Here is a 19,823-nt window from a genome sequence, read left to right as displayed (position 1 = left end):
CCAGCGTTCAGGTCCGCGTGATAACGCTTCCCAGTCTGGAAAGTACACAGACTGTAGTTCGTCGAATCCCGAACGACACGCCCTGAGCCGTCGAACGCCAGACGGGAAGTGTTCCACGCACAAACTCGGCTCACCCGCATCCCTGTACGATGCGCCTTGCGCTCAACCATTTCCTGCACGTACTGAGCACGCCAATGGTGCAGGCGCCATCGTTTGGAACCGCGCTTTCGTCCCGTGAGATCAAGATGCTCCATCACGATCACGTGCGCGCCCGCCTCGACAGCAATGTCGATGATGAACGCAGCCGTCTTTCTGGCGATCTCATCACTGATGCCCTTGGCGCGCGCCCAGAGCCGCGGCATCTTTTTCGCTCCGCGGCGCTGAGCTTTGCCGATTCGCCCCATCGAGCGCTCAAGACGGTCTTTTTCGCTGGAAAGGTGCAGGAAGCGTCTTTCCAGGACAGTGCCGTCCGAACGCATCGCAACGGCCGTTGCGGCGTTATTGATGCCAAGATCCACGGCGACGATCACCTGATCGTTGACGTCGGTTTTGTTGAGTGCAGCCTCTTCTTCGTACGCGAAGTCGAGCGACCAGACCTTGCCTCTTTTGCAAACGGTCGGGCAAAGCTCTTTTCGCAAAGTGCAATGGAGCGCAATGTAGTCAACGTCTGTCTTGCGCAGTCCGACGGTGATCCAGTCCCAGGTATTTCGAACGAAAACCTTGATCCGAGCACAGTAACGACCGTTGCGGACAAACTGTTGATTTTTATATAAAGGCGGAAACAGCCGCCCCGACCTCGGCAGACCCGGCGCCTTGCCTTGGGGATTCACTTCCCATTGAGCCAGACGGGTTTTGTAGGAAGAAACAGCGCCGAAAGCCGCAGCGATCGCTGCTCGACGAAGGTATGAAGGGAATTTGTAGAAATCTGCCGAGAAATCGTATGCAACCACCGGCCGTTTGGCCGTTTTGATGCATAGAACTTCAGTCAGTTTTACGAACTCCGTCTGCTTCAGACCGTCGAATTGCTGCCAATTGCGAAGCATGACATCAATGAAGAAATCCACAGCACTGCGGTACAGCGCTACCGTGCGGTCAAGCACGGCGCTGTAGCCCTGAATGCGGACGCTGTAGGAGGTGTGAATCTTCATCGTTGTCAAGATTTTAAGATGACGTCTGAGAATTTAGCATGCATCCGTCAAGGAGCATGTGATCCGTTTCGCACAGGGCTTCGCCCGCCTGCTTGACCCCACCCTTTCTTCGAAAGGATGGGGAATGCGCAGGCGATCGTTCAAGCGGAATTTGCCCGATCGCGGTCGTTGACAACCTGATCGGTCGAATATCCCGAGCGTTTGACGGCAAAAGGAGAAAGTCTTTCGGGCTTTCTCCTTTTCTTTTGCCGGCACCCCATCGCAACGAATCACCGCCATGCGCCGCCGTATCCGTAGAATGCTTTTTGCGGCGCGCCCTTACGGCGCTTTCAGAAAAACCCTAAAAGAACAAACTCCGAGCGCGATGGCCAAATCCAATAAAAAAGACCTGCAGAACTTCATCCGCAAACACAAGCTCCCGCAAACGCTGGGCGAAGCTCTCACGACCGATTTTGAGAGCGGCGTCTACCGGCTTGAGACACTGACGGCGCTTCTCGAAAAAGTACCCGTGCGAACGCTCGGCGCACTCGTTTTCACGCCCTACGCCGAAGCCGCCGCAGCTGCCCGCGACCGCAAGCTTGCCGCGAAGCTCGTCGGCTGGGGCGCTTTCGAATTGAAGGCCTACGGCGACAACATGATCGATCGCGTCCGGCTGCGCCTTGAGCTCCTCGGACTTCTCCTGCCGAAGAAAAAGCCTGCAGCAAAAGCGGAATGGCCGCAGCCGCCGCTCAAAACGCTCGAGATGCTCGGCGACGCACTTGACGATGCCGCCTTCTTTTTGCTTAGGGAAGAAGGTGGCGACAAACCGAAAGTTCGACGCGCAAAGAAGCGCCTCAAGGCGTCTTACGAGCGCTCGGTCAAGGTGCTTTTCGAGCTCAGCCGGCGCGCCGACCAAGCGCTCAACGTTCGCAGCGCCGCCATCTGCATCGCCATCGGTCTTGAAGAAAACAACGGCGTTCTCATGCCGGAAATCGCCGACGCGATCGAGGATCTCATTCACCATGCCGCAGATGCGCTCAAAAAAGGGGCGACTCGAGAAGCGGTCATTCGCGGCATCGGCGAAGACGCGTTCTACGACATCCGGAGCTACCTCTCGAGCATCGAAACGCCCATGCACAGAAAGCGTGCGGAATTTTTCGTCTCCTCGGGTTCGGAGGACAGCGTCTCCGAGCAAGAGCGCCGGCAAAGGGCCGAGGCGACGCTCGGGAAAATCCGAGCGCTCGGGCAGTACGCGCAGGATTGCGGTCTCTGGTCGAAGGAGTCGCTCAAGCAAATCATCGACGATCTTTGCTTTTTCGACGCACAAAACTTGTCAACGCTCCCCTGGGACCGGACTGCGCTCGAGTCGGGGGCGCCGCTGCTCGATGCCGTCCTGAGCGACGAGCCTCCCTTTGGCTGCGCCGAAGACTGGGCGGCGCTTGATGCCGAGGCCGCAGCGAGCCTCGGACAAGAATTCGAAGAAACGCACAGCTTGGTTTTCGCGCCCTTCGCTACGAGAGAGAGCCTGCTGCGTCTTCGCTACATTCGAATGAAGCATGGCATGGAGGCGCTTGCCGTTATTGCCGCATCGGTCGCACAGAAGGAACCCGAGACAATTTCTGCCTTTGAAATCAATGTGTTCCTTGTTTCGCTCTGCGCTCTCGCCGCTGAAACGGTTGACGGCGAACTCTTCAAGGCGGCCAACGCTTTCCTTGACTATGCCGAACCGCGCCTGGCGGGAACCGTTTACGAAATGCGCCTTCACTATTGGCGGGCGAGGCTGCGCTCCATTTTTGTCGGCATCGACGAGGAAACGCGCGACGAGATGCTCGCCTTTGCCCACGTGCTCCCGAACGAGCCGCGAGAAGTGCGCCGCTTTGTCCATACGGAGCTGCGCTCGACGAAGCGCTGCCTTGACCGCCGCTTTGCTTCAGACGACGCGATCCGCATGCAGACCGCCCTTCTCCATGCGCTCGAGAACCACGAGAAGCCCTATGGAGCCCTTTCTTCAAAGGGGGATGCCGCTCTCGCAGCTGCGCGTACGGCGCTTGACGTGCTTCGCGGCTATTCGAGTGCCGACCGCGGCGCCTACTGGTGGGCAGCAGCGCTGCGCGCCTCCTTCATCCTCTCGGGCCAAAGCGAGACGCACGCCGTTGCGGCCTTCGCGGCAGCCCGGCGGCTTCGCGCGTTCATGATGCATGAATCGCTCACTTTTGACGAAGATTTGGCCTCAGCGAGTTTTTTAGGTTCCCCGATTCACTACATGCCCGAAGTGCGTGAAAACCTTCGGAACCTGAGCATCGACCACTATACGGATGCCTTCGATCTTCCCTGGTTTCAAGCTGTTGAAGAGAGGATCGGACGAATCGTGCGACGCGTATGCGCATCCAACCAGCTCGACCTCATCGTGGTGGAAAATGCGAACGAACCCGAACTCCTGCACTTCATTTCGACGTCGATGAGTTCGCACTACTTTGCCGATACGCCCTCCGTCGACCACGAATTTTTCGTCACCTTGAGAAAGGCGGACGTACGCCAGTTTGCCGAGACAACGCCTGCGTCTGCCCGCCGCAGACGCCGCGGCAAATCGCCCGCAGCCCGAGCAGCCGCCCTGAACATCACCAAGCTTGAGCTCGGCGTGCTCGGCATGCTCGAAGCTGTCGCCACCACCTTCCACACTTCGATCGACGCCAAGTTTTCGCCGTATGCGCTTTACACGCGGGAAAATCAATCCGAAGAAAGCGAGGCGAGCGACACCCTCATCGGCTCGCCGCTTCCCGACTACCTCGAGCGCAAAAATCTGACAACCATCTGCGATGCGCTCCCCTACAAAGGGATGATTGCGTGCGACGATCCGCACTGCCGCCGCTTTCCACCGATCGAGTACGCAGAAGGGCACCAACTCGTTCTCTCCGAACTCATCGCACTTCACCCCGAAGAGCTCCAATTCGTCTCCGACTTCGATCTCGCCACGCTATTTGAGAAGGCGGGTGCCGAAACTTTCACGCCGTTGTTCGAAAAACGGCCGAACACGATGAAGGACTTCTTCAAGGGCGAACTCATCCCGCGGGAAAAACTTCGCATGCTGCTGCCCGAAGGCGTTGAAAACGATCCGTGCTTCGTGCATGTCGACATCCTTCGGAAGGGACTTCCCATCAAAGGGTTTGAGCACATCGGAAGCATTGAAGCGAACGAAGGCATTTGGCTCTTCCACACGTTTGAGAGTATTGAACCCGAGATGCTCAATCCGCTCCTCTGGCGCCGCGCAACGCTCAATACCGTCTGCAACTACGACCCTGACGTGCGCTGGTTCCTCTCGTCGCCCGTCGGCAGCGCTTTCCTGCGCAACGCCGACGGCGTCTTCGAGCACAACATCGTGAACGAAGAAGCCATGCGGGTTGCCGGGCGCCTCGAGAAGAACGCGCCGCTTGACAACGATGACGACGCGTCCTCCGCAGACCTGTCGCTTCGCATGCTTGCGCGTCTTGCGGAAGAAACCGGAGCCAACGGATCGGGCCGCCGAGACAACTGATGAAGCGCGCCGGCTTTTAGGCTCGTTAAGCCGCTTGCGCAAGCACCTTCTGCCACTGCAACTTCCCCGTCGCAATATCCTCAATTTCCGGCGGGGATTCGCGCTTTGCGCTCGTCCATCGTATGCCGATGCGCATTCAGTCGTTCCGTACGATTTGAGTTGCATTTAATTCGTATTCGAACTAATATCCCCCGAAAAGGTTCGCGGACGAACTTTTTTTAACAATCGACTAGTTCGTATGCGAACTCAATAACCCCAGCTTGGGACTATCCATCGACTCTGAGGAACACCTGATCATGAAAACCTACCTTCGCACGCTCCCGTTGCTCCTTGCCGGCCTTTTCGCTTGCGCCGGTTCTCAAGCCGCCCCGCTCGGCGCAGGCAATGTCTCGATCGAAGCCGTCAAAGGCGCCGACGACGTCAAAATCCACGCATGGGAAACGGAAGATCCGATGCGTTCGGCCGTGATTGCCATCGAAGGCCAAAACGCGATTCTTGCCATCGAATCGCCCGCTTTCCGCGACGACTTTCCTCTTTGGCGAGACTACCTCACGAAAACAGGCAAGCCCGTTGAAGCGCTTCTTCTCTCGAGCCACCCGGGAGACGGCAGCGGCTGGTACGGCAAAGCAAAGCCGATGGCGACCGCTGCCGCGGAAAAGTCGATTCAATCCGGTCCTGTCGCCGCCATGGTGAAAAGCCTTCGGCAAGGATTCGGCGAAACGTTTGACGATGTCGCCGTGAAAAACATCGAAACGCTCGAAAAAGACGTGCCTCAGGAAGTAGCCGGCTTCACCGTGATCGCGCACGACGCTTCGGACGGCACGCTCTTTGTCTTCCCGAAGCTCAAAGTTGCCTACATTCACATGCTGAGCGCCGACTATCACTCGATTCTGCCGGGCAAAGCGGCCGCGCAAGGCTATATCGCCGACCTCGAATACTTGAAGAAATCCGGCGTCGAGCGTATTTACACGTCGCACCACGAACCGGAATCGGCCGATGCGATCGACACGAAACTCGCTTATGTCCGCTTTGTCATCCAGGCTGCCGAAAAAGCGCAAACCGCCGACGAGTTCAAGGCGGCCGTCAAAGCCGAGTACCCCTCCTATAAGCGAGATCAATACCTGGACATGACCGCCGCCGGCTTTTTCCCCGCAAAATAAGCGGCGCGCTTTCGGGCATCAGTCGTAGAGACTCGCCGCAATCGCCTTGAGATTGCGGCGCATGCGTTCAAGAAAGTCGAGTCCGCCCTCGGGCGACTCCATCGTGTAAAGCGTCGCCACGCGCGCGCCGACTTCTTCGGCGAGAACCCGCGAGACGGCGGGCGAGGCAGCCTCTTCGGCAAAGATCGTTCGGATGCCGGCTTCCCGCGAAAAATCGACCAATCGTGCAAGCGCCTTGGGCGAGGGTTCGCCGTGCCCGTATATTCCTTCGACACTTACCTCTTCAAGGCCGAAATCCCGACACAGGTAGCCGAAGGCGGCGTGCCCGACAACGAAATAGCGACGCGGCGCTCGTTCGATGTTTCGGTGAAATTCCGCTGCCATAGCCTCGAGTGCTGCCGCAAAACGCCGGGCATTCTCGCGATACGCATCGGCGTGCAAGGGATCGAGCTCTGCAAACGCTTCGGCAATGGCTGTCGTCTCTTTGGCCGCACCCAAGGGCGAAAGCCAGACGTGCGGATTGACAGCGCCGTGGCTGTGACCGTCTTCCCGAAGCCGACCACCCAGCTTGACGAGCCACGAAGCGAGCGGACTCTCAACAGCGGGCACCGGCACCTTTAAGCGGTCCGAACGATGCGGCGAGTTGTGCTCGGCTGCATGGTCTATCTCGTGCGTATGATCATGTTCATGGTCGCCCGCATGCTCACTCGGATGCGCATGCGCGTGTTCGTCCTGCTTTTCCAGCTTTTCGGCCCGATGCGCCGCTTCGGAGCGCTCGTCGTTCGCATGGTCATGCCCGGCATGCGGCGTCTCCCTCAGCGGCGTCACGCCGTCAGACGCAACAATCACGCGAAGATCGGGCTTTTCGACCGCCGCCAGAAGCCGCTCTCCCCACGCTTCCATCCCGAAGCCGTTGAAGACCCAGGCGTCGGCACGCGCGAGCGACGAAAGTTGAGCGGGCGAAGGTTCAAACGCATGCGCGTCGGCGCCTTTGGGAAGCATCGGCAAAACCCGCACGAAGTCTCCGCCCGCAGCGCGGGCGAGCTCAACCATGGCATCGATCGAGGCGGCGACAAGAAGCGCTTTGGGCTCGGGCGAATCGGACGCGTCAGAAAACGCACCGCCCGTCTGCGCCGAGGCGCACGTCGAGAGAGCGGCAAATGCAGCCAGTGCGAGCCCCTGCAGAAAGCACCGGCGCGTCAACACGGCCGTCGCCGGCAGGGAGCTTCCATTGCCCGAAGCGTACGCCGAGGACACGGGCTCGGCCGAAGACGCATGGATACGGCGGGGCGTGTCGACGGGCAGAATGAAGGAAGACATGCTCAATCAAGAATCCGTTCGCAAATGAATCCGGTGCCAATGCCGCTTGGGTTGCAGGCGCGCCTGCGAGCTGCTCTTTTGCTCGAGCGCCTACACAAACGGAACGCAGCGAGCATCTTAGAATAGTTCGCCGCTGCGCGAAGTCGCAGTCATTCTCATTAACGGTCCGACCGCATGATCGATATCGACAATCTTTGCTTCTCTCACAACGGGCGCGCCCCCTATTTGCTGGACGGCCTGTCGCTTGTCGTCGAGCGCGGGCAGTACGTAGCGCTCGCCGGCGAAAACGGCTGCGGGAAGACGACGCTCATGCGCTTGATTCTCGGCTTTCTCAAGCCCGTCTGCGGAACAATTCGCGTTCGATCGCGCCGAATCGGCTACGTGCCGCAGACGACGGACTTTGCCGCGCGCGCTTTTCCGATCACCGTCGACGAAGCGCTCGAGAGCTGGGGACGACTCCTCGGCCTAGGCGCGAAGTCGCACGCTGCCGCCCGAGAGGCACTCGCGCTCACGGGCATGGCCGAGCGCGGCAGCCGGCTCGTCGGGGACCTCTCCGGCGGCGAGCGCGAACGCGTCCTCATTGCACGTGCTCTGATGGGCAACGCTGATCTCCTTATTCTTGACGAACCGTCAACGGGGCTTGATGCTGACGGCGTTCGGGCCATTTATTCGCTCCTCTCGCGCCTCAGAGAAACGCGCGGCCTCACGATCGTTTCGGTCGAACACAACCTCACGGCAGCGCTTTCCGCGGGCGCGAGCGTCATTCATCTTGTCAACGGGCGAACGCACGTCTGTACGCCGAGACGCTACGCCGACGAGTCGGTGGGCGGCCGTCTTTTCGGGAGCCTCATCCGATGATCGAAATGCTCCAGTACCGCTTCATGCAGCGGGCGCTTTTCGTCACCGTTGCCATGGCGGTCCTCTGCCCGTTGATCGGCATTTTTCTCGTCGTGCGCCGTCAGTCGATGACGGGCGACGCGCTCGCACATGCTTCGCTTGCCGGCGTCTCGACGGGGCTTCTCTTCGGGCACAACCCGGTGGCGGGCGCCTTCATCGCAGCGGCCCTCGCCGGGCTCTGTGCGGAATGGCTGCGAGATAGCCTCAGGCGCTACGCCGATCTTGTTCTCACGGTCATTTTGGCCGGCAGCGTCGGCATTGCCGTCACGCTCATGAGCTCGGGACTCCTCGAAGGCAATGCGGAAGCGTTCCTCTTCGGCAGCATTCTCACCGTTACGCCGACCGACATGACGGTGATCGGGCTACTCACGCTCGCCGCCGTCGGGCTTCTGCTGCGCTACCGCCACGCACTTCTTTACGTTGCTTTCGACGAAGAGGCAGCCCAACTTGCCGGCGTTCCCGTCAAAAGCATCAACCGGCTCTTTGCGCTTCTCGTTGCCGCTACGGTTGCTGTTGCGATTCAAATGACGGGCGTCCTCGTGCTCTCGAGCATGATTGCGATACCTGTTGCAACCGCCCTGCAGTTTCATGCGGGCTTTCGACGCACGCTCGCGATTTCCGTCGCCGTGAGCCTCTTTGACGGACTCGCCGGGCTCGTCCTCTCCTATACGCTCGGCGCTGCACCGGGCGGCCTGACGGCGCTCGTCTCGGTCGCGCTCCTGCTTGCAGTCATCCTAGCCCGCCGCACTTTACGACTCCGCCGAAATGCGTAGTCCCTACAGGTTTTTGCGTAAATCGTAAAACTTCGCAATACCCGACCATCGGTCGAACTTTTAGAACCGCTTTTCTGATAGAGTTTCTCTAACGATAAATCGCTTTCATTTGGAGAGATTCAATGAGCATTGTTCCTGTCACCGAAGCCACCTTTGAAGAGATCGTCCTCAAGGCCGATAAGCCCGTGATCCTTGCGATCGGCGCTCCCTGGTGCATTGACTGCCGTCGCGCGCAGCCCTTCTATCAGGCGCTCTCCTCCCAGTATGAAGGCCGCATGATTTTTGCCTACGCCGACAGCGATGAAAACCCGTCGCTCAAGGCCAAGCTTGAAGTGCAGCATATCCCGACGATGGTGATTTTCCGCGACGGCAAGCCGCTTGAAGGCCGCCTTGTTGAAGTGAAAACGCCGGGCGAACTCAAGGCTTTCGTCGACGCAGCGCTTCTCTGAGATAAAAAACAAACGCATCAGCAACGCCGCAGCTTTTTAGGAGCTGCGGCGTTTCGTCGTTCGTCCCGTGATTGTGTAGAAAACCGAGCAGATGAATCTCAACGCAAGAAGATCGTCGAATGCATCGACTGCCGCACATCACCCGTCTTGAGCCAAGCGACAGGGCGTCCGAAAGTCCGCTCTGCCAACTCGGAACTTCGGACGTCGTCATTAGCGACCGCCCTTTGCTGCGAGCCAAGGCGCAGCAATTTTTTCTGCGAGCGATACCGCACCGTAGAGCGCGACGCCCAGGACGCTGAGCGCAATGATGCCCGTGAACATGCGCAGCACGTCGCCCATGCCCCAGGCGTCCATGATGAGCCAGCCGAGTCCCGAATCGGTAGCGAAGCTCTCGGCCAGAAAAAGCACGGCAACGGCCGTACCGACGCCGACGCGAAGACCGGTGAGCAGCGAGGGAATCGCCGCTGGGATATAAACGTGTCGCCATAGCGCCGAGCCCCTGCCGCCCATCGACCGGAAAGCCAGTGCGTAAGCAGGATCAAGCGCAAGCGCTTCGGCGCGAACAATGACGAGAATCTGGTAGCCGGCCGTAAGCGCAATGAGGAGAACGCGTGAAGCGTCGCCGATGCCGACAATCGTGAAGAAGACGGGCAGAAGCACGATCTTCGGCACGGGGAACGTGATGAAGGTGAGCGGCGCACCGAGCCAGTCGGCTTTTTTCGAATGGCCGAACCAGAGCCCGAGCGGAAATCCCGTCAGGACGGCAAGCAAAAGCCCGCCCGCGAGGCGCGCAAGCGACGTGCCGGCGTGTCCCAGGAATTCCGGGTCCGCAAGCGACACGAGAAACCCGGCGCAGGCTTCGATCGGATCGGGCAGGATCTCGGGCCCGAGCGCGCGCGAGAGCATCGACCAGAGGCCGCCCAAGAGAAAAGCGGCGAGCGCGTACCGAAAAGCGCTCGATCGAAACAGAGCAAAGACGCCGGTCTGAGACTGAACCGGGCGCATCTTCAGTTTGCGTTCTTCGGACGACGTCATAGCAAAGCCTCGTTGACTTGGCCTTGGCGCTGACCGCGGCGAAGAGCGGCGTGAAGTTCGCGCGCTGCGAGCGCGAAAGCGTCGGACTCGCGAATGGCTCGCAGCGCATCCATGCCGCCCGCGCGCGCTGCAGCGTCGAGCGCCCCGCGAAGCGGGTTTCTAACGAGCCCGAGCACGCGGAAGGGATGCGCAGCAAGCATCAAAATGTGCGAAGCGAGAAAGACCGCCTCCGCAATGTCATGCGTCACAAAGACGCTCGTCACGACGCGCCTGAGCCGCATGAGAATAAGAAATTCCTGCAAGTGCTCGCGTCTAAGCGCGTCAAGCGCGGAAAAAGGTTCGTCCAAGAAAAGAATCTGCGGATCTGCCACGAGCGCTCGACCGAGTGCAAGGCGCTGTCTCTGGCCGCCTGAAAGTGCCTGGGGATAGCGTTTTTGAAGCCCGCAGAGTCCCAGTTCGTCCAGCATGGCCGCAACGCGCGAGCTAATTTCAGTGCTCGGCCGATTCTCGAGACGAAGCGGCAGCGCCAGATTTTCCTCAACCGTCTTCCACGGGAAAAGCCCGAGATTCTGCCAAACGAAAGCAGCTTTGGGGACGCGGGCACCGGTCAAAGACGACGTCCAGCGAACGGAACCGGCCGTCGGCTTCAAAAGACCGGCAAGCGATTCAAGCAGCGTCGATTTGCCGCAGCCGGACTCTCCGACGAGCGCAAGCGAGGCACCGGCAGGGAGCTTCAAATCGAGATTCTCGATCACGGTCTCCCCGGAACGCGAAGCACAAAGCCCCCGCACGTCAAGCGAAGCGCCGCTCGCGGCCGCATCACCTGCCTGCTTATCGACGACCGAATCGCCTGCGGCAAGCGCCGACAAATCGATCGCATCAAGCGCCTGCTGGAGCTCGACCTGCACATTCGAAGCGGCGTTCTTCCCTTTCATCATCCCGACCGCTTGTCAATTACTTACCGGCAGGCACGACGATCGAAGCGTAGTCGGGCACGGCCTTGAGCATGCCCTTCTTGATCATCCACTCGCCGACGCGCTTCACTTCCGCTTCGGTGGGCAAAGGCGGCAAACCGTCGGCCGTACCGTAAATGGAGAAGCGGACCATCTTGTAATCTTTGGCGACAGGCTGCGGCAAAAGGCGCTTCTTCACCATCACGGCACGGTATTTCTCCGGATCGGCCTCAATGAGCTGGGCCGCTTGCGCAACAGCCCCGCGGAAACCCGAAACGGTCGCGGGATCGAGCTTTTCGCTTCGCAACGCCACGACGGCGAGCGCTTCGTTAAGCGCCTTGTCGTCCCAAACCACGCGCCCGCCCTTCGACTCGACGACCGAAACGAGGGGTTCGGGCAGAATGGCGCTCGCAACCTTCCCGGAAAGGAGCATCTGGAGACGAATCGGAATGGGCTTCACTTCCACGCTTCGCAGCGTCCCGTCGGGAAGCCCGGCCGTTTCGCTCATGCGGTCGGCGAGGTAGTCGATGATCGTCGTCGAACTCATGGCCGTTTCGGTGCCCTTCTTTGCCTTAAGCACATCGAGCGACGTAATTTCACCGGCCTTCGCAGGCGCAATCACGAGACCGAACGCACGCTGCTCGGCGTTCGTGTGGGTCGTCGTGAGGAGCACGGCCTGCTTCACGCCCGTTTCATTCTGCGTGAAAACATTCATGAGGTCGCCGAAGTGACCGTCCAGGCGCCCGGCGCGCATGGCGGCACCGAGTTCAAGCGCGGACTTGAAGGGAACGATCTCCACATCGAGCCCCGCCTTTTTGAAGAGTCCTTCATCGGCCGCAGCGTAAAGAACAATGGCGTCTGCCGCAGGCAAAACGCCAATGCGTAAGGATTCGGCGGCACACGCGCCGGTCGCGCCTAAGGCAGCAAGAAGCGCCAGAAAGCCGGAACGCTTAAAGAACTGCGCTCGATGAATCGTCGTCATGTCAGTAGCAATGAAAAAGGATCGAACTCAATGAAATCGAATGACCGCGCGCTCGACAGTCGCGCCGGCCGGGAATCGGTCGAGGGCGCCGAAACCGCCTTGACGTGCATGAACCCGCACGGCCACAAGGAAACGAATAGAAGAAGATACCACCAATTTTGCTTTATCGCGGCTGTGCGATATACCGCAGCCATTGTCCGATCCTGCGGGAATCTCTTCCATCATCCTTCCTTCATCTCGTCTCAATGCGCCCCGAAATCACACCAACACTCAACAATTCGCATTAATCCTCAAAATTCCGATCCAATTCCAACGCGTATTCCTGTATTCTCGACATGAACGCACGGGCATTCCGCTCGCACTCGCTACAAAAGGAACACCATCATGGCTGCTCGACGACAACTGTTACTGCTTTTGGCAGCTGCCGGCCTGCTTCTTCCTCTCCAGCCTGCTTTTGCCGACGGCGACGATGACGACGATGACGACGATCGCCGCGGTCGCCGGCGTCGCCGAGATGACGACGATGACGATGACGATGACGATGACGACGATGATGACCGCTATGGAGACGATGACGATGATGACGACGACGATGACTAGCGTCTAGATCGCTCGTGTGCCGACTCATCCCGATACGCATCAACAACCGGGCCAAGCGCCCGGTTTTCTTTTGCCGATCCTTTTGAGATTTCTGCTTAGCCAATATCCCGATCAAAGACTTTGCCGCTCACTGCTCGGATATTGAGCGCAGCGATGGTGCAAAGAGCAGCATTGACTGACACTAGAATGAAAGACCTGTGTGTTCGATCGTCATGCACAATTCGCCGTACGGTCGGACGAGCTTTTTCTCTTTTGTTTTCGCAGGGCTTTCATCCATGAGTTTCGAAGCCGCTCGCGCGCAGCTCGAACGCTGTGGTCTTGCCGACCGCATCCTTGAGTTTGACGCCGGATCCACCGCTACCGTAGCGCTTGCCGCTCAAAAAATCGGCTGCAGCCCGGAGCACATTGCCAAGTCCGTTGCGCTTCTTATCCCCGAAGGGCCGATCGTCATCGTTACGGCAGGCGACGCCAAAATCGACAATAAGAAATTCAAGGCACAGTTCCACACGAAAGCCAAGATGGTTGCCCCCGACGTGGTTGAGTCACTCGTTGGTCACGCGCCGGGTGCCGTTTCGCCTTTTGGCGTGAAGCCCGAGGTCGTCGTTTGGCTTGACGGAAGTCTGCGGCGTTTCGAAACCGTTTATCCCGCCTGCGGAACGGCCTCGACGGGCGTGCGTCTCTCGATTGAAGAGCTCGAGCGCGCTGCTGCGCCGGCCGGTTGGGTTGACGTCACGAAACTTGCCTGACGCCCAAGTGCCATGAGCATTCGCACGCACCTCGAAAACTATCGGACGCTTCGCCAGGCGCCGATGTGGAAGCTCCTTGCGTCCGACACGGGACCGCTTTCGATTGCGCTTTTGCAGACGCTCCTTTACGACAACGAGCGGGTGCTTCCTGCGTCGCTTTTTCTCGAGCGACTTGCTTCGGGCTATGCCGAAGGCGCTGAGGAGTCGCTCTCCCGCGACGAAGCCCGCGCGCTCGCGAGCCGCTGGGTCACCGACGGCTATCTCGTCTGCCGACTGCCCGCAGGCGCCGAAGAAGAAACGTACGAACTCACCTCCGCCGGACTTGATGCCATTCGGCTTCTCTCGCGCTTTCAGACGCGCCGGGTGGGTCCCACGGAAAGCCGCCTCGAAATGATGTCGCACGCGATCGCGCGTCTCGCCAACGACACGGACCGCAGCCGCGCGAGCCGCATCGAACAGCTGATGCTCGAAAAGAAGCGCATCGATGAAGAAATCCGCGCGATCGAGGCCGGGAAGTCGCCTTCCATTTCCGAGCGTGCCGCACTTGAACGAACAAGCGAGATTCTCGAAATCTACAGTGAGCTTCAGGGCGACTTTCGCCGCGTTCGCGAAGAGTTCGAGCGTCTCAACCGCACGCTTCGCGCCGAAATCATGCAAAGCGCCGGTCCGCGCGGCTCGGTGCTCGACAACTTTTTCAAAGGCTACGACCTCATTGAAGAGAGCGACGCGGGACTCGCCTTTCAGGGCTTTTTCAAGCTGCTCACCGACCGCGCGAGAAACGCCGAGTTCGAGGATGCGATTGCGCGCCTTGCCGAACGCGCCTTCTGGCGCAAGCTCTCGCTCGACGAGCGGCGGCGCCTGACGCGCATGCAGTACGAGCTGCAGCTCTTGGCTCGAGAAACAAACGGCGTCATGAAGTCGCTCGCGGCGTCGCTGCGCGAATTCGTGCAGTCGCACGAGTTCGTCGAAGAGAAGCGCCTCTCGGAGCTTCTTCGCGAAACGAGAAAGAAAGCGCATGAGATTGCCGAGAAGGTAAGCGTGCTCGAAACAATCGCGACCTTTCCGGGGGCTTCGGCCGAAATCGACAGCATTGCACGTCTTGAACTCGACGACCCCGAAGAAAGCCGCATGGAAACGACGATCGGCATGGCGCAGGCACCGACCGTTGACGGCGTTGCGCTTCTTGAGCGCATTCTGCAGGCTGACATCGACTACCCGGCTTTGATGCGCGCGATTGAAGCGGCGCTCTTTGAGGCCGAACGCGCTTCGATTGCCGAGGTTTTCCGGCTTCTCTCGAATCGCCAGGGGCTCGGCTCCGTGGTGGGGCTGCTCTCCCTCGCGCTGCGCTACGGAATCCCGGGAGAACGCTTCTCGGATCTTTCAGCAAACGATGCTGCCTGTCGTGAGCGCGCCGATCGGACGGGCAACGACATGCCCGACAAGATAGACCGCCGTGCCGCCATTGAAGCGGCCGAAGCGGCCGAAACCCGAGCCCGCGCCGAAGAGGCGGCAGCGATCGGCGCCGACGCACTCGAGAGCGGCTTCCGCGTGCCGCCCAAGCACACGCACTGCACGGAGCGCCTCGCCTGGTCCGACCGGCTCGGTACGCCCCGACAAGCGACGATCCCGCTCTACTTCTTCACCGCCGAGAGCCTCTCGGCGATGAAACGTCGGCAGCGTTTCGGCCGCAGCGCCTGACGCATCTTTGGAACACAGAACACCCACGACACCAGCATGACCGAGGTTTTTGAGAACACCGAACCCGACGAAGTGGAACTCGCCCCCGAAGACGCCGCCTCGGCGGCGAAAGCGTTCGGCGCGGACGATTCCTTTATCGACGATTCGGCCGAAACGAGTGAAGAGGTCGAAGGCGCCCTCTACCCGGGCGACCGCGGCACGCTCCCCTTCGAGCTGCGCCGCCTTCTGATCTACCTCCTGCGCGGGCCGTACTTCGAGCGCACGCAGGATAAGCGCCTCTGGCACCTGCTTTTGAGTCACACCGATCTCGTGCGCTCGCGGCTCTCGGACCTCCTCCTCGACCTCATGGTCGACGAGGCTTCGGGCATCGCCTTCTGCCGCAAGGCCGATACGGGCGAGCTGCAGGCGCCGTCGCTCTTGCCGACCGTACGGCTTCGCTTCCTCGATTCGGCAGTGCTTCTTGAACTTCGCGAGAAGCTTTTGCGCGCCAATGAAACGGGCGAGCGCGCCGTCGTCACCTATTTTGAGCTGCGCGACCTCCTCGAAATCTACGACCGCGCCTCGCTCTCGAACGAATCGGTGTTCCTCAAGCACCTCGCCGGCATTGTCGAGCGCTTGAAGCGCCGCCGGATCCTCCTGCCCCTCAAAGGCGGGGACTCCTTTGAAATCAGCCGCGTGCTGCCGCTTCTCTTCACGAGCGCCGACCTCGAGTCGCTCGGTCGCGCCTTCCGCGAGCAGGCAGAGCGCGCTGCGCAGGCCGCTGCGGCAGCGCCCGCGCGCACGAAGTCGCGCCGCCGCGCGCGGCTGCGCTCGACGGCCGAAGCAGCTCAAAGCTTCGTCGCGTCGGGCCTCTCGGCCGACCCCGAGGACGACGCGATCGCCGACCCGCTCGGCGACGATTTTGAGGCGTCGCCCGACGCCGACGAGAACTTGCCGCTCCCGGGCCGCAGCTGAGACTTTGAGACAATTCGACGCAAACGAGATCAAGCATGACAGCAACGCTCCGCGCTCAGGCGCGTGCCGGCGAGAACCTCGCGCAAACAACGCTTCTCACCGACGCCAATCAGTTCTTCATCAAGCGCCTGCAGGTCTTCAACTGGGGGACTTTTTCGAATATCCACGACATTCCGATTTCGCAAAAAGGCTTTCTCTTCGTCGGCGCGTCGGGCTCGGGGAAGTCGACGCTGCTCGACGCGATGGTGACGCTCCTCTATCCGAACCCCAACTACAACGCCGCGGCCCGCGAGGGCGACCAGCGCCGCGGCGACCGCACGATTCTCTCTTACGTTCGCGGCGCCTGGTCGACGCAGACGGAAGCGGACGGCTCGGGGGCGTCGCGCACGGTGACGCAGTACCTGCGCCCGAAGGCGACCTTTTCCGCAATCGCGCTCACTTTCGGCGACCTGACGGGCGTTGAGGTAACGCTCATGCTCGTTGCCGCCATCAAAAAGAGCGTCAACGACGAGTCGGGCGTACGAAAGCGCTACTACATCCTCGAAGGCGGCTACGACTTCAATGCCGAAGACTTCGAGGGCTTTGCGCGTTCGGCCTTCGACTGGCGATGGCTCAAAAAGACGCTCCCTGCGGGCGAAGCCTACGACACGTTCACGGCCTACAGCGACGCCTTCTGCCGGCTCTTCGGCATTCGAGACAAGACGGCGCTGAAGCTTCTCGCCAAAGCGCAGTCCGTCAAGAACTTGGGCGACCTCAATCAGTTCCTTCGCACCTTCATGCTCGAGGAACCCGAGACGATCGAACTCGCCAACCGCCTGGTCGAAGAGTTTACGGACCTCGCAGAAGCGCACGAAGCGGTCGTCACCGAACGCAAAAAGGCCGAACTTCTCACGCGCGGCAAAGCACAGTGGGAAGCGCGCGGCCTCGCGCTCGAAAAGGCGCAGCGCCTCTCGCGCGAAGCCGCCGCGGTCGCCTGGTGGCGCTGGCGCACAGAGTGTGCGCTCCTTGAAGCGGACCGCCCTGCCGCCGTGAAGCGCTTGGACGAAGCCGAACGCAAACTCACGGTTGCGCGCGAAAAGGAAGCGGCCGCACTCGCCCTCGTCGATGAACTCAAGCGCCGTCACTACATGAGCGGCGGCGAGCGCATCGAACACCTGAAGACCGAAAGCCGCCGCACGCAGACGCAGCTCGAGCAGACAACGAAGCGCCGCGCGCACGTTGAAGCGCAGACAACCGTCCTCGGCGAACCAATCCCGACGAGCCTGCGCGGCTGGCTTGAACTCGCCGACCGCATGCGCGTCTTCATCGACGAATCGAGCGCGCTCGCGCAGAAGCGCCGCGACGAGCGCGACGAACTCGTTGCCAAACGACGCGAACTTGAAAAGGAATTCACGGAAACGGCGGCGGAAGTGCGCGCGATGCGCGAGCGCCCCTCGAACATTCCGGCCAAAAACCTTGCGATGCGAACGGCGCTCGCCCAAGCGCTGTCGCTTCCCGAAGAGGCGCTTCCCTTTGCGGGCGAGCTGATCGAAGTGAAAAAGGCGGAAGCACGCTGGCAGGGCGCGATCGAGCGCGTACTGCACAACTTCGCGCTTTCGATTCTTGTTGCCGACGAAAACTACGAGGCCTTCTCCGAACTCGTCGAGCGCGAGAACCTGGGCGGCCGCTTGGTCTACCTTCGCGTTCGAAAGGCGAAGCCCCTTCTTGAAGGCTTCCGTCCACGCTCGATTCCCTCGAAACTCAACCTTGCCGGGGGCCCGTGGACAAACTGGCTTGAAAACGAACTCGATCGGCGCTTCTCCTACCTGTGTGCCGACAATATGGATGAATTCCGCCGAGCCGATCAGGCCGTGACGGTGATGGGGCAGGTGAAGCACTCGGCAGAACGCCACGAAAAGGACGACCGTTCGAGCGTCTCGGACCGCCGCCGCTGGGTGACGGGGTTCTCCAACGCCGAAAAGCTCGCGCTCTTCGAAGAAACGGCCGCGAAGCTTGCCGCTGCGATTGAAGAAACGAAGAAAGCGATCGGCGCGCTTGAAGCGCAGGCGGGCGACCTCGCCAAAAAGGAGGCCGCCGCGCAGTTCGTCATCAACTGCGATTGGCAGGAAATCGATGTCGACTCGCTGCGTACGAAAGCACGCGGCATCGAAAAGGATCTCGCAGCGCTTCTTGAAGCCAACGTCGAATTGAAGGCGCTCGAAGAAGAGATCGCGAAGGCCCAAGCCGAATACGGCAAGCGACGCGAACTCACGGGCGCCGCCCAGTCGAGCGCGGACCGCATGCGCGATGCCCTTGGAGACCTCGAAGGCAAGCTCAAAGACGCCGAAAAGGAATTGGAGAAGCTTGCCGACGCCGCCGAGCCCCCCGACGACGAAACGGCCGCAGCCGTCGAAGCGCGCGCGCACGCCTTTGCCGAAGGCGTACGGCTTTCGACGCTCGACCGCTGCCGCTCGTCGGTGCAGATCTCGATTTCGAACGAAGAAAATGCCGCCAAGAGCGCCGCGTTTGCCGCAGAAACGAATCTCATCGCGGTCTTTGAAGAATTTCTGAAGAACTGGCCCGCGTACGAATCGGAATTGCGCGCGACGGTCGAATACGCCAAGGACTTCATGGCGCTCCTCGAGCGCATTGAAGCCGACGGTCTGCCGCGCCACGAAAAGCGCTTCCGCGAACTCCTCGAGAGGCAGTCGCTGCAGAACTTTGCCGACCTCAACATGGAATTGAAGCGCGCCCGGCAGAACATTCTCGAGCGCATGGAAGTCGTCAACGCGTCGCTCGAAGATGCGCCGTTCAGCCGCTTGGCCGAAGGCACGTCGCACCTTCGCATCGAAGTCAAAGACACGCGGCAGCCCGACGCCGAAGAGTTCCGCACGGCCATGGGCGAACTCATCGAAGGCGCCTGGAGCGACCTCGATGCCGAACAGGCGGAAACGCGTTTCGCAAAAGCGCAGGACATCGTTAAAAAACTCGATCCGTCGAACCGCGACTACGTACGCTGGCGCGAACTCGTCCTCGACGTGCGCAATCAGATGAGCTTCACGGCGTACGAACTCGACCAGAACGGCAACGTCATTGAAACCTACCTCTCGGGCTCGGGCAAATCGGGCGGGCAGCGCCAGAAGCTCACGACGACGTGTCTTGCGGCGGCGCTTCGCTACCAGCTCGGCAACAGCGAAGAAGGACTCCCCGCCTTCGCGCCCGTGATTCTTGACGAAGCGTTCGACAAGGCAGACAGCGAGTTCACCGACATTTCGATGAATATCTTCCGGCGCTTTAATTTCCAGATGATCGTCGCTACACCCGAAAAGTCGATCATGACGCTCGAGCCCTATATCGGCGGCGCGTTTTACGTCGTGATGCGCGATCGACGGTATTCGAGCGGCGTAAGCGTAGCGTACGACGAAGAGAAGGAGCGGCTCGAGATCGAAAGGGTCGCATCGGGCGAATATGCGGCGGAGGCCGCACCCGCCTTCGACTCGGAAGAAGCACCGCACGCGCCCGACAAAGTCGCCCGAATGCATGAAGCCGATCGACCGAAGGCCGCTCTTCTGGAGCCGCAGCCCGAACCCGTCGTACCTTCACTTTTTGAGTAACCGC

General features: G+C 60.4%; 16 protein-coding genes. 10 read left to right on the top strand and 6 right to left on the bottom strand.

Annotated elements, in window-relative coordinates:
* The coding region (locus tag H6A60_RS07620) for an IS200/IS605 family accessory protein TnpB-related protein (RefSeq protein ID WP_205103030.1) at positions 1-1,148 on the bottom strand (1,148 nt) is incomplete at its 3' end.
* 364 nt (positions 1,149-1,512) lie between these two features.
* Here H6A60_RS07620 and H6A60_RS07615 point away from each other — a divergent pair.
* Both H6A60_RS07615 and H6A60_RS07610 read left to right on the top strand, forming a co-directional pair.
* Entirely contained in the window at positions 1,513-4,659 is a 3,147-nt protein-coding gene (locus tag H6A60_RS07615; RefSeq protein WP_205103029.1) for a DUF2185 domain-containing protein, read from the top strand.
* 296 nt (positions 4,660-4,955) lie between these two features.
* Positions 4,956-5,819 (top strand): hypothetical protein, encoded by an 864-nt coding sequence (locus H6A60_RS07610; protein ID WP_205103028.1) that lies wholly within the window; start codon positions 4,956-4,958, stop codon positions 5,817-5,819.
* Positions 5,820-5,837: 18 nt separating this feature from the next.
* On the opposite strand, the gene H6A60_RS07605 is transcribed toward H6A60_RS07610, so the two are convergent.
* Positions 5,838-7,139, bottom strand: a complete 1,302-nt coding sequence (locus tag H6A60_RS07605; RefSeq protein ID WP_205103027.1) for a metal ABC transporter solute-binding protein, Zn/Mn family — start codon at positions 7,137-7,139, stop codon at positions 5,838-5,840.
* 174 nt (positions 7,140-7,313) lie between these two features.
* Between H6A60_RS07605 and H6A60_RS07600 the strand changes: the two genes are divergently transcribed.
* The 3 genes from H6A60_RS07600 to H6A60_RS07590 all read left to right on the top strand — a co-directional run bounded on the left by H6A60_RS07600 (position 7,314) and on the right by H6A60_RS07590 (position 9,258).
* Positions 7,314-7,997 (top strand): metal ABC transporter ATP-binding protein, encoded by a 684-nt coding sequence (locus tag H6A60_RS07600; RefSeq protein ID WP_205103026.1) that lies wholly within the window; start codon positions 7,314-7,316, stop codon positions 7,995-7,997.
* Complete coding sequence (locus H6A60_RS07595) at positions 7,994-8,809, top strand: metal ABC transporter permease (protein ID WP_205103024.1); 816 nt, start codon at positions 7,994-7,996, stop codon at positions 8,807-8,809. The genes H6A60_RS07600 and H6A60_RS07595 overlap by 4 nt, the downstream gene beginning before the upstream one ends.
* Positions 8,810-8,931: 122 nt before the next feature.
* Positions 8,932-9,258: a thioredoxin family protein gene (locus H6A60_RS07590; RefSeq protein WP_205103022.1), complete on the top strand. Its 327-nt coding sequence runs from the start codon at positions 8,932-8,934 to the stop codon at positions 9,256-9,258.
* Positions 9,259-9,468: 210 nt separating this feature from the next.
* Here the strand turns inward: H6A60_RS07590 and H6A60_RS07585 are convergent, their stop codons facing one another.
* Genes H6A60_RS07585 through H6A60_RS07570 form a run of 4 tightly spaced genes read right to left on the bottom strand, consistent with a single transcriptional unit; the run spans position 9,469 to position 12,453 of the window.
* Positions 9,469-10,293, bottom strand: a complete 825-nt coding sequence (locus H6A60_RS07585) for an ABC transporter permease (RefSeq protein WP_239477648.1) — start codon at positions 10,291-10,293, stop codon at positions 9,469-9,471.
* Complete coding sequence (locus H6A60_RS07580) at positions 10,290-11,231, bottom strand: ABC transporter ATP-binding protein (protein WP_239477647.1); 942 nt, start codon at positions 11,229-11,231, stop codon at positions 10,290-10,292. The genes H6A60_RS07585 and H6A60_RS07580 overlap by 4 nt, the downstream gene beginning before the upstream one ends.
* 16 nt (positions 11,232-11,247) lie before the next feature.
* On the bottom strand, positions 11,248-12,228 hold the full coding sequence (locus H6A60_RS07575; RefSeq protein WP_205103021.1) for an ABC transporter substrate-binding protein: 981 nt from the start codon (positions 12,226-12,228) through the stop codon (positions 11,248-11,250).
* 27 nt (positions 12,229-12,255) lie between these two features.
* Positions 12,256-12,453 (bottom strand): hypothetical protein, encoded by a 198-nt coding sequence (locus tag H6A60_RS07570; RefSeq protein WP_205103019.1) that lies wholly within the window; start codon positions 12,451-12,453, stop codon positions 12,256-12,258.
* Between the two features lie 244 nt (positions 12,454-12,697).
* On the opposite strand from H6A60_RS07570, the gene H6A60_RS07565 reads away from it, so the two are divergent.
* From H6A60_RS07565 to H6A60_RS07545, 5 genes are all read left to right on the top strand, one after another.
* On the top strand, positions 12,698-12,835 hold the full coding sequence (locus H6A60_RS07565; protein WP_205103017.1) for a hypothetical protein: 138 nt from the start codon (positions 12,698-12,700) through the stop codon (positions 12,833-12,835).
* 268 nt (positions 12,836-13,103) lie between these two features.
* Entirely contained in the window at positions 13,104-13,574 is a 471-nt protein-coding gene (locus tag H6A60_RS07560; RefSeq protein ID WP_205103015.1) for a YbaK/EbsC family protein, read from the top strand.
* Between the two features lie 12 nt (positions 13,575-13,586).
* On the top strand, positions 13,587-15,272 hold the full coding sequence (locus tag H6A60_RS07555; protein WP_205103012.1) for a DUF3375 domain-containing protein: 1,686 nt from the start codon (positions 13,587-13,589) through the stop codon (positions 15,270-15,272).
* Positions 15,273-15,308: 36 nt separating this feature from the next.
* Positions 15,309-16,226, top strand: coding sequence for a DUF4194 domain-containing protein (locus tag H6A60_RS07550; protein ID WP_205103010.1), 918 nt, complete (start codon positions 15,309-15,311; stop codon positions 16,224-16,226).
* Between the two features lie 35 nt (positions 16,227-16,261).
* Complete coding sequence (locus H6A60_RS07545) at positions 16,262-19,819, top strand: ATP-binding protein (RefSeq protein ID WP_205103007.1); 3,558 nt, start codon at positions 16,262-16,264, stop codon at positions 19,817-19,819.
* Positions 19,820-19,823 lie beyond the last annotated feature (4 nt).

The sequence above is a fragment of the Sutterella massiliensis genome (genome assembly GCF_016899755.1).
GTDB lineage: Bacteria > Pseudomonadota > Gammaproteobacteria > Burkholderiales > Burkholderiaceae_F > Sutterella > Sutterella massiliensis.
This window is presented reverse-complemented; position numbering and strand designations above follow the sequence as displayed.